Origin of the sequence: Paenibacillus sp. FSL H7-0737, from assembly GCF_000758545.1 — a bacterium.
GTDB lineage: Bacteria > Bacillota > Bacilli > Paenibacillales > Paenibacillaceae > Paenibacillus_AQ.
Genome location: NZ_CP009279.1, coordinates 3171531 through 3185932 on the forward strand (window position 1 = coordinate 3171531; position 14402 = coordinate 3185932).

Here is a 14402-nt window from a genome sequence, read left to right on the forward strand (position 1 = left end):
GATAAAGGAGGTGTAACTTGTGAAGTTAGGAATTTTCTCAAAAGTATACTTGAACTATGAACTGGAGAGCGCCTTACACAAAATCAAAGCGCAAGGCATGAGTAGCGTTCAATTCAATTTTGCTAATGTAGGACTGGAAAGCTTGCCTAAAAAGATTAGTCAGGAGACCATCCATCAAATCAGAGAAGCAGTAATGAACAGTGGAGTTAGCATTGCTGTGATCTCAGGAACGTTTAATACGTTAGAGCTAAATGAGGAGAAGAAAGTTAAAAATCAGCAGTGTTTTAAAAATGTAGTTGTGGCTGCAGCTGCATTAGCTGTTCCGTATGTTTCGATTTCTACGGGTAGTTTGAACCAAGAAGATTTCTGGAGTTCTCATCCTGACAATCATACAGTGAGGGCATGGTCACTATTGCATGAAAGTCTTGCGTGGATGCTGAAAATTGCAGAAGACAACCAAGTAACATTAATATTTGAACCTGAACAAGCCAATGTGGTGAGTACGGCAGAAGATGCTTTGAGACTATTACAAGATCTAGATTCACCTTATCTTAAGGTTTTGTATGATGCAGCAAATCTAGTAACCCCACAGGATCATAAGGACCTCTTAGGTAAGATTTCAAAAACGCTAACAGCGCTGAAGAAGCACATTGCCATTGCGCATTGCAAAGATGCTTTTGTATCCGAAGAGAAGATCACTTTTGCACCGGTGGGAAAAGGAAACTTGCCCTTAAAGGAATATCTAAATGAATTAAGTAAGGTTTATGACGGTCCTGTTATTATGCATGGGTTAGCTGAGGACGATGTAGCACTTGCTTTGAATTTCTTTAACTAGAATAGGAGGACATGAATATGAAAAAGGAAAACCAATTGTTGAACATCGGCGTATTAGGTTGCGGTCAGATTTCACAAGCGGCGCATTTTGACTCTATAAGGCGTTCACGTAATGCTCACCTTTACGCAATATGCGATGTAGACGAATACTTACTTCGAAGAATGAATGCTATCTATGAACCTGACAAGGTATATATGGATTATGATCAAATGCTGGCGGACCCTAGCGTAGATGCTGTAGTTATTGGGATTGCCGATCAATTTCATGTGGAGGCAGCTAAACAAGCGGTGCGTGCAGGTAAACATGTCTTGGTAGAAAAGCCTCTAGGTGTATCCATCGAAGAAGTGGAAGAATTAAAAGAGCTAGTGGATCGTACCGATCTCAAAGTGCAAGTGGGGAATATGAAGAGATTTGACCCCGGTATAGTAGCAGCTAAAGAGTTTGTAGATCATGAAATGGGTGAGATTATTGGCCTAAAAGCTTGGTATTGTGATTCCACCTATCGGTATACCGTTACCGAGAATGTTCAGCCAGTGATTATATCCGGTAAAAATATAAAGAGACCTGCTGGAGATCCAAAAGCGAACAAGGAACGCTATTATATTTTAGGTCATGGAAGCCATTTGTTCGATACCGCAAGATATCTAGGTGGAAATATTGTAAGTGTGAAAGCATGGAATACGCAAAAGCTCGGTGCCTATTGTTGGTTTATTACTGCGGAGTTTGAAAGCGGCTTTGTAGCTCAATTGGATTTGACCATTGCGGTTCGGATGGATTGGCATGAAGGATTCCAAATTTATGGTGAATTCGGATCAGTAGTAGGAAAGACATACAACCCGTGGACATTAAAATCAAGCGATGTAGAAATTTTCAAAGCTAGTGATAACAGCTACCATAGACCGCTTGGAGCAGATGGTCATTTTTATAGATTGCAGATTGAAGGTTTTGCAGATTCAATTCTGCATAATAAGCCAGGTGTAGGTGCAACGATTGAAGATGGGATTGCTACGATGAGAGCGATGCTCGCTGTTGAAGAATCGGTGAAGACCGGAAATACGATTTATCTAAGTGACGTTTCTGGTCCTTTGTAAAGGAGGGGAGAATATGCCGTACTTTACCTACGAGCACATTCGATTTTATTATGAAGATGATGGAGGGGATGGAGAGCCTTTTATTTTTCTTCATGGTCTGGGCGGTGACGTTAATCAAACTTTCGGTTTAATGAAGCAATCAAATCACATCCGAAGGGTTTCACTAGATTTTCGAGGTCATGGAAAGACGGTGGCGTTCGGCCATGCGGATGATTTTTCTTTTAAACAATTCGCCGAAGATGTGATGGCTTTAGCGGAATACCTTCATATCAGTCAATTCAATATTGGGGGGATTTCCACAGGTGCTGGGGTGTCGCTTCATTTGGCATTGAGGTACCCGGATAGCGTTAAGAAGCTTATTTTGTCACGTCCAGCCTGGAAGGATAAGCCGCAAGAGACGTTGATTCGTGAAGCCTACGCCAAAGTTCATGAGGTACTGCAAGATACAGATCCTCTGACTGCCCAAAATAGATACGAAAATTCAGAGGTCTATAAATCCATAAATTCATTATCTACTTATGCGGGTGAATCCCTATTAGGGCAGTTTAAATATCCTTATGTAAAAGAAACCTCGATGAAGTTTGTGAAGCTGCCAATGGATTGTCCTAATCATGATCGTGAGGCTTGGAAGAACTTAAAGCTGCCCACATTGATCCTTGCTAGTCAACTTGACCCTATTCATCCATACACCTACGGGAGAGTACTCTCAGAATATATCCCAAACGCTAAATTTATTGAGATTACTTCGAAAACGATCAGTAATAAGCAACATAATCAAGATTCCTATGAGGCTATTGAGAACTTTTTAAATGAAAGATGAGCACAAGCTTCAAAGGTGTTCATCTTTTTTTGTACAAATTTAGAAAGTATCTATACTGTAATTACGTTAACGCCGAGTTTGTTATATGTATCAACAATTTTATTGTCTACTGTACCTTCAGTGATTAAATAGTCTAACGCGGATACCTTGGCTACAAAAAAAGTGGATATTTTCTCCAGCTTTTCTTTCGTAGCTATGGCGATAACCATGGAAGATTGTTCAAAAAGTTGATTCTTAATGATGGATTCCTCATAAGAGGGAACAGTTATGCCCACCTTTGAATCCAGCGTGGATACGCCAAGGATTGTTAGATCCAAATGGATTTGCTGTATCGCTCTAAGCGTTGCGGCTCCGAATAACACTTGGTTCTTTTTATCGAGGTCGCCACCTAACAAGGTTACACTAGCTTTGGACAATCGGCACAGCGATAATGCAATAGAGGGGGAGTTGGTAATAATTCTTCCATCAAAATGCTCAGGGATGTTCTCGGCTACTTTTAAATTTGTGGACCCTCCATCAATAAAAATAACCTTTGCATTCTCAATAAGTGTGCAAGCTCGTTTAGCTAAGTCAGCTTTGGTCTGGCTATTAAATTCTACACGTGAATTGAAATCTTTCATGTCATTAATAAGGCTGTGAGCACCACCATGAATTCGTTTGAGAAGTCCCAGCTTCGACAAGCTTTGTAAATCTTTTCGTATGGTATCTTCTGTTACATTTAATTCCTGTGTTAATTCTTGGACAACGACGCGGCCTTCGGTCTCTACTTTTTTTAGGATATACGCCTGTCTGTCAGCTTTTAGCACTGATCCACCTCTTTTCACAAAATGCTCTAAAGGTTGTACTTAACGTTACTATTTTACTACATATGAAATGAATTTGAAAAAAATCAATCGTTTTTACGTTCAACTCCGTCTTACTTATAGATATATGAGGTGGATGCATCTTCCTGATAGAAGATAGAGGGGGTGGTGGAAGGTGGAAAACACAATGGATGAAGTCAGAATGGTAGATTTTGCGCAAATGGATGAAGAAGCTTTTTTTAGTCGATTGTATGTGGAGCATCGAAAAATGTACGCTATTGCCTACAGTTATTTACGAACAGAGGCAGACACGCTGGAGGTGATCCAAGAAGCGTCATGCAGGGCATGGATGAAACGTAAAAAATTAAAGGATGAACAGTCCTTCACACCTTGGCTGATCCGAATAACGATCAATTGTTGCATGGATGAGCTACGGCGCAAAAAGCGTGTGATTGTAGCGGAGAAGCTGGTGGAGGAAGCGGCACAGGAAATGAAGAGTAATGACCGAATTGACCTGGAGCGTGCGATGAATCGGATAAAACCTAAATACCGGCATGTCGTAACGCTGAAATACTACCATGACATGACCACTGTTGAAATTGCCAAAGTACTAAAAAGGCCAGAAGGTACGATTAAGACTTGGCTGCGCGAAGGACTCAAACAGCTTCGAAGTTATCTATAGCGATATTGGAGGTGAATGGAATGACAGAAAAAGAAGAACGTATTCTACGTAAGAACATCGATGATATGCAACAGAATGTCGAAACAATACAGGAGATGAAAATCTACAACGCTATGAAAAAGGGAATTGTGGAAGGGAAGAAGCGAGAAAAACGACGCATCTATACTACAGGTATGGGCGTGGTTGCAGCTGCAGCGGTTGCGTTACTGTTTACATACTCAACAATCGGATTACCGAATAAGGGAGTGGCACAACCTTCAGTACAATCGGCAAGCACTAAAAACACGGATAATTTCAAAGCTTATCGCTCGTTCTCAAGGTTAGAGCCTGCGCTAGCCAGTGCTCTTGAGCAGAATCTCGTTGTGCCGGTCGGTCAAAGTGCGGAAAACAAGGGTTACCGGATAGATGTGACAGGTGCCGTTACAGATGGACGGAAGGTTTATGTTTTATACAGTGTTCAGAACAATACGGACGAAGTAGTTATACACGCGGATTTTGAGCTTAAATTTGAAGGGATACAGGAGTCGCCTCTTCACAAAGGCGCATCATTAAGTATGCTCGCTAGTGAGAGCCGAATTCAACCTGGGCAGTCTATGGATTTTATATACTCCACTAAACTTTCACCATTGGTAAAATATCCAAAGAAAGTAAACTATAATATAATTCTTACCGAAACTTCAGATAAGGCTCTCCTATCCAGTAGTAATAAGTATCGGACTAGCCTAGATGTTGCTTTCGAGCTTGATCCTGACATGCTTAAAGCACAGGAACGAATGCTGGATACAGACGGAACACTGACAGTGGACGGGCAAAAGATTAAAGTGAATCAAGTGCAGTATACTCCGCTTAGCACCTATGTGGATCTGGAATATAATCAGAATAATGATAAACAGATTTTTCAATTAATTAATCCAGTACTGATTAGTAAAAAAGGGGACACAGTTGAGAAGTTGTATTACCCCGATATCATCAATTCTGACAATTCCGAAGTCTACTCGGACAACTCCAAGTTCACGTTAGTGTTCAAGAATAGTAAGGGCAGCCAGCAGCCGGATTCTGTGACGTTGAAAGCATTCGGAATTTCGGCAGTCGAAAAGGATCAAATGAAAATTGTCGTGGATCTTAACAAATATCAGCTTATTGAAGCGCCCGGAACTGGACTTGAGTTAGTCACGCCAAAGCAAGAGAATAACGTAGAGGAAGGAGAAATCCTCCTAATTCGTAATATTGAGAATGCTCAATATTTAGAAGGCTCTACTAGACTTGCTGAGACTTTTACTGACGCAAAAGGGAAGGTATATAATAGAGCACCTTCCACAAGTAGCTTCAGCAGCTATACGACTTCTAAGGATGGCTCAGCCGTGAACGAGTTTGGATATAATTTTGGCACGGATGCGAAGAACTATCCTCAGCCATTAACGATTACGTTAGAGAGATATATAAATCCAATTATGGATACGCAGGCTGTGGAGCTGTACTCGATTAACCGTTGATATTTCATCAACGGTTTTTTTGTGTTCTCAGAGAATTCATTCTTTGAAATTTAAGAAATACTTAATATATACCGTACTTCTTTTTAAAAAGTTTTACCTATTCTAAGTACAGGAAGGAGGTTACTGAAAGAATGATAAACCCAATTATGAAGAAATGGCTCCGAAAGGATGTCTCAGCGGCAATAATGTTCCTGGCACCAAGCGGTATCGGATTCGCGATGTTTTACCTTATACCGTTTGTTATGGGAGTATTCTATTCTTTTATGGACAGCACGATAGAGGGCCACTTTGTAGGGTTTGATAATTACCGAGAGCTGCTAGATAGCGATTCTTTCCGTAAAGCAGCATCTAATACATTTTATTTTAGCGTGATAAGTGTTCCACTAATGCTTGTGCTCTCGTTAGGATTAGCGATGTTATTGAATAAAAATACATATTTTCGGAATTGGCTGAGGACTGGATACGTGTTGCCGCTTGTCGTACCTGTCGCCTCCATCATTCTGATCTGGCAGATGCTCTTCGATTGGAATGGCTCGCTTAACGCCTGGCTGAACAACTTCGGTATCGATCGTGTGGATTGGATGAAGACGGATGCAGCTAGAAATGTAATCATTGTTGTTTATTTATGGAAGAACATCGGTTATAACGTGATTTTATTCTTGGCGGGATTGCAGCAAATTCCAAAGGATTATTATGAAACGGCTCAAATTGAAGGTGCTGGACGATTACGGCAGTTTCGCAGTATTACGCTTGTCTATCTAACCTCTTCGATGTTTTTTGTAATCATCATGTCGATTATTAATTCATTCAAAGTGTTTCGAGAAACGTATTTAATCGCTGGTGATTATCCGCACGACAGCATTTACATGCTGCAGCATTATATGAACAATATGTTCATGTCGCTCGATGTTCAGAAGCTGACTGCCGCGGCGACCTTGATGTTTGGTTGTATTTTATTGATTGTGTTGGGATTGTTTGCATTTGAACGGAGGCATAGACAATTCATGGAATAGGGGTGAAAAGGTTGTGCCAGTTGTCAAAGTGTTGCGAAAAGGGGCATTAACACTCGTCATGGCTGTTATTGCAGTCTTGTTATTATTCCCGATTGTGATCACATTCACAAATTCGCTTATGACAGAGAAAGAAATTGAGATCAATTATGGACCTATCGGGCAGATGAATGAGGTGATTGAAGGGAGAGAAGATCCTTTTGTAAATTTAAAATTGCTGCCGGATCAAGTGTCCTTGGACCAGTATACTAAGGTTCTCCTAGACAACCCTAAATATCTGACGATGTTCTGGAACTCAGTATTCATGGTTGTGCCCATCATTGCAGGACAAACATTAGTAGCAGCACTCGCTGCCTATGCATTCTCGAAGCTGAAATTCCGGGGACGAGATCCTTTGTTTCTTATTTATGTTCTAACGATGCTTATGCCTTTCCAAGTGACGCTAGTACCGAACTATATTATGGCGGATAGGCTAGGAATATTAAATAGTTCATATGCAATTATATTGCCTGGAATTTTCGCAGCTTTTGGTGTGTTTATGCTCAGACAGTTCATGCTAGATATACCGTATGCGTATATCGAAGCAAGCAAAATGGATGGTGCTGGACATTTTCTGATTTTCTACAAGATTATAATTCCGATGATTAAACCTGGTCTGGCAGCACTAGTCATATTATTGTTTGTGGATTATTGGAATATGGTGGAGCAGCCGCTTATTTTTCTTGATGATCCGTTTAAACAGCCATTGTCAGTCTTTTTATCGAGGATCAATGAAGGCGAGCGAGGCATTGCTTTTGCTGCATCCATACTTTATATGGCTCCGATGGTGATGCTGTTTCTGTATGCGGAATCGTATTTTATTGAAGGCGTTCAATTGTCTGGTATCAAAGGTTGATTGGAGGAGAATGACGGGATATGGAGTTAGGTATAAAGCCGACTGATCGTAGACGTAAACGAAATATTCAAGTCGTCTTCATGGTTTTTATGGGATTATTGTTGTTTTTTACATTGTTCAGTAACACGATACAAACTTTGACCTTGCCGAAAGTTAGAACCGAAAAACCAACAAAGGGAAATCTTTTATTTACGATTGAAGGTAGTGGGATATTGCAGCCACTTGCTGAAGTTAAACTTTCGAGTACTTCCGGACTAAAGGTCGAACAAATTCTAGTGAAAGAAGGACAACGTGTAAAAAAGGGACAAAAGCTTATTATCTATGAGAGCAAAACGGCTGAGCAAGAATTGAAAGATGAAATAACAAATTTAGAAAAGCAGAAAATTGATCAACAGAATAGGCAAGATCAGTACATCCAATCCGCGCTGGAGGAGGATGAATTCAAAATCAGAAATGCAAGACGTGATATCGAAAAAGGTAAATTAGATATCTTAGCTCAGGAAAATAAGATTAGCGGGCTAAAAAATCGTCTAACAACTGAAAAACAACTATTTTCTCCTTTCGATGGTCTGATTTCAAAATTGAATGCCGTCGAAGGGTTAGCTCCAATGGGAGAACCGGATGTAATTGTATCCAACAGTAGTCGGGGTTACAGATTGGATATTATTATGGATTCCGTGCATTTGTCCAATTTAGGGATTTCTGCTGGAGAAAAGATAGAGGTTGAGGTTGATATGAATCATGGACAAGAAGCCCGGACCCTAAACGGCTCCATTGAAGAAGTTGCGAATTCAGAGTCACGTACTGATAGCCCCTCTAGTAATGAGTCCGGAAAGATTCAAACCATTCCTCAAAAGAATCTGAGAATAAAAGTCGTTGATCCAGAACTTAAAGGAGGTGAACAGGCTCGGATCAAAATCGAAAAACATTCACTCCAAGAAGGATTACTCCTTTCCAATGAAGCTATTCATGAGGATCGCGAAGGTTTGTTTGTCTATAAAGTTGACGAGCAGCGGGGGGCATTAGGCAATGTTTTTGTCGCTCAAAAAGTCCGTATTCACTCTAGTGAAAAGAACGAGAAAGAAACGATGATTCAATCGGATATTCTCTATGAGGAGGATTCAATTATTCTGGAAAGTAATGAACCTCTTGAAGACGGGAACCGAGTTCGACTGCAATAAGAAATCAAATAAACGAGAAAATAGGAGGAGGAAATCAAATGATTAAGAGATCTATTTTTGTACTATTAATGGGTGCTTTGATAATGACAACGGCATGTAATTCCGGAGGTAATGAGAAAGTGGAAAGTAAGGGGAAAACGACAACTGAAGAGGGGAAGACAATCTTAACTCTATCTCTAGCAGAATCGAGTGCATTCTATCAGGCGCTAGAGAAAAAGTTTGAAGCGAAATACCCGGATATCGACCTACAAATTAAGGCATATAAAGAAGAGGGAAACGAGTGGGGGGAGAATGGTTATGTAGAATATAAAAAAACAACGAATACAGCCCTACTCTCTGGAAAAGGTGCAGATATTTTTGATGTAAGCGCCTTTTCAATCAATGATTATGTGAGTAAAAAGTTGCTTGTGAACATGAATGATATATTTGAACACGATAAAACGGTAAATAAGAGCGATTTAGAAATGAATGTGTTGGACGCAATGAAGGTGAGCGACGGTCTATACTTCATTCCTACCGGGTTCGCTTTTAGAGCGTTCATAGGTGATGGAAATATGATTAAGAACTCAAATGTGAAGATTGACGATAAGAATTGGACTTGGAAAGAGTTTGGGGAGCAATCGAAGGAAATTATACAACTGACTGGGAAGGACGCTAAAAACAAACTTTATGCCCTAACGGAGTACCCAGCGGAAATGACACTCCAAGAAATGGCTATTGATAATTATAATTTGTTTGTTGATAGTGAAGCGAAACAAGCGAAGTTCGACTCGCCTGATTTTGTGGAGCTGTTGGAACAAGTCAAGAAAATGTATAAAGAACAAGTTATGACTTCGGAGCCAGCGGAGATAGGTAATCAGCTTTTTAACTCCATCGTTATATGGTCACCAACAGACTTTATCGATGGTCCATATTCTTACTTTGAAAATCCGGTGTACCTTCAAAAGCCACATGCAGGTCAGAATGGTGGTATGAGAATCATTCCTTCATCATCGCTCGCCATACAAGCCAATACTCCGGTGAAAGAAGAAGCTTATAAGTTTATGACCTTCTTGTTATCTGAAGAAGCACAGTCCTTGCAAGATAGAGAAGGATTTTCTTTGCTCCAATCCGTGAACGATAAGAATTTAAACGATATTCAGGAAAAGATGAAAAGTGGTGCATATAAGCTTCCAACCGGAAAAGTAGCTAAGGTTTCTGATGAAGAATTTACTAAGTTTAAAGAAATCATTCATACAATAGATCAATATGCGGAACTGGATACTAAAGTGCTTTCTATTATTGGAGAGGAGTCCTCATCATTCTTCAGTGGACAAAAATCTGCGGAAGCTGTTGCAAAGCTGATCCAGAATCGAGTAGCAACCGTTCTAAACGAATAGATGTATTGAACAGGATTTTGTATAAGGAGGGGGACTCATGCACAAATCACTAAAGACATATGCTGTAGTTCTGCTCAGCGCAATGCTATTAAGCCAACCTTTTGCAAACAGCACATATGCAGCATCGGCAAGTGCTTCAGCTACAGCGGTATTCACGCTGGACAAACTTGGTACGATCGCTTTAAAAAACAATGTCAACGTGAAGCTAATTGATATGGATATTATTGAGCAACCGAGCGGCAATATACTTATATACACACTTAGTTATAGCAATGGTAGTAGCAATAGTGTAGCTCACGTTGATTATTTCTCAAGGGTTACTACAACTGGGGGGGCTGTCATACAAGGCAAACCTGTCACGAGAGATGTTACCAAAAAAAACATCCCTCCAAAGAGTAGCCAAATTGTAACTTATTATGTGAATATTGGACAGTCTACTAAATTGAACGGCACTAAAGTGACCCTATTGAAGTGGGATTTCAGTAGTCAGGATTATCAGAAAAAGCTAGGTGAATTCGCTATTCCGGCAAGTTATTCATTTGTCGTTCCACAAGGCCAGAGCAGGAAGCTCACGATGGATAATCTGCTAGTAAACATCAAAGCGGAAAGTCTACAAAGGCTTAAAAGGAATGGAAAAGTATATATGAGAGTAGGCGTTAGTTTCACGAATTTGGGTAAAAAATTGCTAAGCGGCTCCACTTATATTGCTTACCTGAAATCAGCCGGTGGCTCGGTGTTCGAACTTAAGCAGGAGGATGCGAGAAGCAGTATCAATGTACAGTCCCAAGAGAAGAAGACGGTTTACTATTTAACAGAAGTCCCTTCCTATATGAAGACTGAACATATGATATTGCAATTTGCGCAAGAAGATGAAACTTTGAAAATAATGCTACCTGTTAAATCGTTTAAGCTTCCTGCATTAACAACTGTCGACTTTGCTGTGGCTAATTATGCTGTTAAGAAGATTTCAGTAAAGAATAATACGGTTGAAACGCAATTGAAGAGTGCTTCCGTATATTCGGAGAATGACTCCGCGAAATGGAATCTTCAATTCCGACTTAAGAATCTTGGGAATAAACCTATCACTCTACCTGCATACGAGCTTACGGTTAAAGCAGCTGAAGGACTTAGTATTCCAGTAGACTCAAAAGCACTTGCCAATTTAACATTGAAACCGCTTGAAGAGAAGATCGTCAGTCTCAGGGCGGATGTGCCATTAATACTTAATCAAGGTACATTAAAGTTAGAGTGGACGGAACCTGCTGTTGACGACAAAGTTATTTTCCCAACTGCGCTGTATAACATACCTTATGCACTAGAAAACAATAATCTGATAGGACAAGGGTATTCGGTCGAGAATAGCTACGGGAAATTCATGGTGAAACTTGGATCCTATCAGCGTTTGCCTTGGGATGATGGTGATCAAATCGTAACTACTATCAGCATCCGTAACACCGGCTTAACCTCAGTACAGCTACCTTCTTTAAAAGCTATAGTTAAAGCAGGAACGAGTGATCTTAGCAGTACAGCCCAGATCGTGACCACAAATACGCAATCGATGCTTGCTCCCAATGAAGCGACAGAGATCTATGTGATAGCGAGAGTTCCATATACTTATAGTTTCAATCAGCTAAAGGTAGAGTTGCAAGATACCTCTGGAGATGAAGTCACGAAGTTTCTCTCTATGAATACAAATTCGCTAAATAATGTGATCAATACGATTGCTGCAGGTGAATCTTACCAAGTGAACTCGTTAGGCAGAAAAGCAAAAGTTCGCGAGCGTCGGACAACCACTTATAATGAAAACAGTTCTAGCTTGATCTATACGGAACTGGAAATGATTAACGAAGAACCACGTCAGTCGAAACAGGCACAGCTTGTGGCTTATTACAAAACACCTGACAACCAATTTTTCAAGGCGGTGGTTAGCCAATCGACAACTCCAACAAGCCCAAATGGTAAAAACCTGGTTACAATCTGGAGTAAACTTCCGCAAGGGGTGAATACGTCTGAGCTTGTGCTTTATATTGGGGAAGGGGTTGCTGACGGTAAGCTTACAGATTTAGGGGGAACATCCACTGGATTTATCAATAGTGTTAAATTAGCACTTACCCCAATGACAGCAATCTCACAGAATAATCTAACAAGTGTCGATCTATTCCCTTACAACCTTTCGGTTGCAAATGCAGTGGGTACGATTACTGAAGAGAAAGGTACATTAGATATTGTTATGAATTATAGCTTATTCGAAAAAGACGCTTTTGAAGCAGGTGCCTATGAGCATAAGCTAGTCTTAGAAATTATTGACCCTTACGGACAATCCATGGAGAAGACTTTGCAGCTGGGGTCTGATTTGCCAATGGGTAATAATAAATCATACTCAACCTCATTTAATAGTAACTTCCACAAAATATTAAGGGGAGGCAGCGTTCGTATAAATCTATATGATGAGTTTCAGGGTCATAGGATGTTGCTAGGGAGTCAGTCTTACCCGTTAAATTACGTTTCATCAGAACAGAGAACACCTAAAAACACTGGCAATTAAAATTGTAGTGAGCTGGGTTAAGAACCAAGTCAAATGTGTTGGCATAATTGCCAGCACTCTTTTTATTTCTCGCCTATACTTATGAACTTTTTATGGAAATTCCTTCAATGTATGTTCTTTACATTGACTGTTCTCAGTCTTTTCGTTAAGATTACCTCTGCGCTTCAATGCCAAAAAGCAAAAAAGCTTAAAAGTGCGGAAGCGTTCGATCATTATTTTTATACCCAATACAATGTTAAGGAGCATTATTTTCATGGAACGACAGCTTAGTTTCTCAAAAAGCATGATCATCATCGTTTTTATTTTAGCACTTCTATTTGTATCCATCTTTCTATTGAAAGCGGAGCCGCATCTACCGCTTCTCGTAACTACAATAGGCACGGCCGTCTTACTAGGAATGTTTGGTTTCTCTTGGAAGAAGATCGAATCAGCCATTATTCAAGGGATACAAACGGCCATAATGCCAATTCTTATCCTCATGCTGATTGGAATTCTGATCGCTGTGTGGATGATGAGCGGTACTGTACCGTCGCTTTTATATTATGGTATGGATTATATTAATCCGAATTATTTTGCGGTGAGCGCATTATATGTCACGATCATCGTCTCGATGTTCACTGGAAGCTCCTTCACGACAGTTAGCACCATCGGCGTTGCTTTAATGGGAATTGCAGTAACTACGGGGATTTCCCCAACTTTGGCTGCTGGAGCAATTATCAGTGGGGCTTGTTTTGGTGATAAAATGTCGCCACTTTCCGATACAACGAATTTTGCACCTGCAGTAGCGGGTATATCCTTGTTTACACATATTCGTAATATGGCATACACTACGGTGCCAGCGCTTGTTATCACCACTCTCTTTTTTCTGTTCGCTCCAAAGGGGAATTCGATCGATTTATCCTCGATTAAAGACATTAAGCTTGCGTTACAAGATGGATTCCATATTCATTGGTTAACGCTGCTATCTCCGCTAGCTGTCATCGCTTGTTCGATCAAGCGGATACCGATCCTGCCTACGTTAGTTGTTGGTATTGTCAGTGGTCTTCTTGTGACGGCTTTGATTCAGCAGCAGACTGAAATCGATGTCTGGTTTAGTGTAATGCAGAGTGGATATAACAGTAATATCGCGAATGAAATGGTTGCTTCTATCGTGAACCGCGGAGGAATGCAATCGATGATGTGGTCTGTATCTCTAATCTTAATTGCCTTATCCTTAGGTGGTTTGATTCAGCATTGCGGTGTCATTGAGGCCTTTTTCCGTAAACTCATTCAACCACTCAAGCGTAAAAGCAGCATTGTACTTATGAGCGGAGCGTCATCCATAGCGGTAAATGGCATGACTGGTGAACAGTATCTTTCGATTCTTTTGCCAGGTCAAATGTTCAAAGATGAATATAATCGCCGTGGTATTCCAGCGAAGACACTGTCCCGTACGCTAGAAGATTGCGGCACTCTCGTTAATCCATTAATTCCATGGGGTGTCAGTGGTGCCTTCTTCGCAGTGACTCTGGGTGTGCCCGTGATAGAATATGCGCCTTATGCAACTTTCTTATGGTTAAGTCCATTCATCACGTTTGCTTACGCGTTGATCCCTAGATTACAAAGGAACTCATTGGGTAAGGATCAAGAAATCTCAAGATAAAGGACACCTTATGCATTGATTCAACG

General features: G+C 40.5%; 12 protein-coding genes. 11 read left to right on the plus strand and 1 reads right to left on the minus strand.

Going from position 1 to position 14402, the window contains the following annotated elements; translation table 11 throughout:
* Positions 1 to 19 precede the first annotated feature (19 nt).
* The 3 genes from H70737_RS13850 to H70737_RS13860 are packed head-to-tail and all read left to right on the plus strand — an operon-like array spanning position 20 to position 2746.
* Positions 20 to 835, plus strand: coding sequence for a sugar phosphate isomerase/epimerase family protein (locus H70737_RS13850; RefSeq protein ID WP_042188072.1), 816 nt, complete (start codon positions 20 to 22; stop codon positions 833 to 835).
* A gap of 17 nt (positions 836 to 852) precedes the next feature.
* Positions 853 to 1926: a Gfo/Idh/MocA family protein gene (locus H70737_RS13855; protein ID WP_081951116.1), complete on the plus strand. Its 1074-nt coding sequence runs from the start codon at positions 853 to 855 to the stop codon at positions 1924 to 1926.
* A 13-nt stretch (positions 1927 to 1939) separates the two neighbouring features.
* Positions 1940 to 2746 carry an alpha/beta fold hydrolase gene (locus tag H70737_RS13860; RefSeq protein WP_042188077.1) on the plus strand — a complete coding sequence of 269 codons (807 nt, stop codon included), beginning with the start codon at positions 1940 to 1942 and terminating at the stop codon, positions 2744 to 2746.
* A gap of 50 nt (positions 2747 to 2796) precedes the next feature.
* Here the strand turns inward: H70737_RS13860 and H70737_RS13865 are convergent, their stop codons facing one another.
* Positions 2797 to 3552: a DeoR/GlpR family DNA-binding transcription regulator gene (locus tag H70737_RS13865; RefSeq protein WP_042188080.1), complete on the minus strand. Its 756-nt coding sequence runs from the start codon at positions 3550 to 3552 to the stop codon at positions 2797 to 2799.
* A gap of 184 nt (positions 3553 to 3736) precedes the next feature.
* Here H70737_RS13865 and H70737_RS13870 point away from each other — a divergent pair, with 184 nt between their 5' ends.
* The 8 genes from H70737_RS13870 (at position 3737) to nhaC (ending at position 14376) form a co-directional block, all read left to right on the plus strand.
* Positions 3737 to 4231, plus strand: a complete 495-nt coding sequence (locus H70737_RS13870) for an RNA polymerase sigma factor (protein WP_042188081.1) — start codon at positions 3737 to 3739, stop codon at positions 4229 to 4231.
* A gap of 20 nt (positions 4232 to 4251) precedes the next feature.
* Positions 4252 to 5724 carry a DUF4179 domain-containing protein gene (locus H70737_RS13875; RefSeq protein WP_042188083.1) on the plus strand — a complete coding sequence of 491 codons (1473 nt, stop codon included), beginning with the start codon at positions 4252 to 4254 and terminating at the stop codon, positions 5722 to 5724.
* 146 nt (positions 5725 to 5870) lie between these two features.
* On the plus strand, positions 5871 to 6737 hold the full coding sequence (locus H70737_RS13880) for a carbohydrate ABC transporter permease (protein ID WP_042193877.1): 867 nt from the start codon (positions 5871 to 5873) through the stop codon (positions 6735 to 6737).
* Positions 6738 to 6795: 58 nt separating this feature from the next.
* Positions 6796 to 7629 (plus strand): carbohydrate ABC transporter permease, encoded by an 834-nt coding sequence (locus H70737_RS13885; protein WP_179086678.1) that lies wholly within the window; start codon positions 6796 to 6798, stop codon positions 7627 to 7629.
* A gap of 20 nt (positions 7630 to 7649) precedes the next feature.
* The gene (locus H70737_RS13890; protein WP_042188088.1) at positions 7650 to 8810 is read left to right on the plus strand and encodes an efflux RND transporter periplasmic adaptor subunit; all 1161 of its coding nucleotides are present in this window, start codon (positions 7650 to 7652) and stop codon (positions 8808 to 8810) included.
* A 38-nt stretch (positions 8811 to 8848) separates the two neighbouring features.
* Positions 8849 to 10189 carry an ABC transporter substrate-binding protein gene (locus H70737_RS13895; protein ID WP_143764108.1) on the plus strand — a complete coding sequence of 447 codons (1341 nt, stop codon included), beginning with the start codon at positions 8849 to 8851 and terminating at the stop codon, positions 10187 to 10189.
* A gap of 37 nt (positions 10190 to 10226) precedes the next feature.
* Positions 10227 to 12734 carry a hypothetical protein gene (locus tag H70737_RS13900; protein ID WP_042188091.1) on the plus strand — a complete coding sequence of 836 codons (2508 nt, stop codon included), beginning with the start codon at positions 10227 to 10229 and terminating at the stop codon, positions 12732 to 12734.
* Positions 12735 to 12987: 253 nt separating this feature from the next.
* A complete protein-coding gene (gene nhaC / locus H70737_RS13905; RefSeq protein WP_042188094.1) occupies positions 12988 to 14376 on the plus strand; it encodes a Na+/H+ antiporter NhaC in 1389 nt (462 codons plus the stop codon).
* The last annotated feature ends 26 nt before the right edge of the window (positions 14377 to 14402 follow it).

Coding starts and splice junctions, on each gene's coding strand:
- H70737_RS13855 (WP_081951116.1), top strand. CDS start 853: ATGAAAAAGGAAAACCAATTGTTGAACATCGGCGTATTAGGTTGCGGT.
- H70737_RS13860 (WP_042188077.1), top strand. CDS start 1,940: ATGCCGTACTTTACCTACGAGCACATTCGATTTTATTATGAAGATGAT.
- H70737_RS13870 (WP_042188081.1), top strand. CDS start 3,737: ATGGATGAAGTCAGAATGGTAGATTTTGCGCAAATGGATGAAGAAGCT.
- H70737_RS13875 (WP_042188083.1), top strand. CDS start 4,252: ATGACAGAAAAAGAAGAACGTATTCTACGTAAGAACATCGATGATATG.
- H70737_RS13880 (WP_042193877.1), top strand. CDS start 5,871: ATGAAGAAATGGCTCCGAAAGGATGTCTCAGCGGCAATAATGTTCCTG.
- H70737_RS13885 (WP_179086678.1), top strand. CDS start 6,796: ATGGCTGTTATTGCAGTCTTGTTATTATTCCCGATTGTGATCACATTC.
- H70737_RS13890 (WP_042188088.1), top strand. CDS start 7,650: ATGGAGTTAGGTATAAAGCCGACTGATCGTAGACGTAAACGAAATATT.
- H70737_RS13895 (WP_143764108.1), top strand. CDS start 8,849: ATGATTAAGAGATCTATTTTTGTACTATTAATGGGTGCTTTGATAATG.
- H70737_RS13900 (WP_042188091.1), top strand. CDS start 10,227: ATGCACAAATCACTAAAGACATATGCTGTAGTTCTGCTCAGCGCAATG.
- nhaC (WP_042188094.1), top strand. CDS start 12,988: ATGGAACGACAGCTTAGTTTCTCAAAAAGCATGATCATCATCGTTTTT.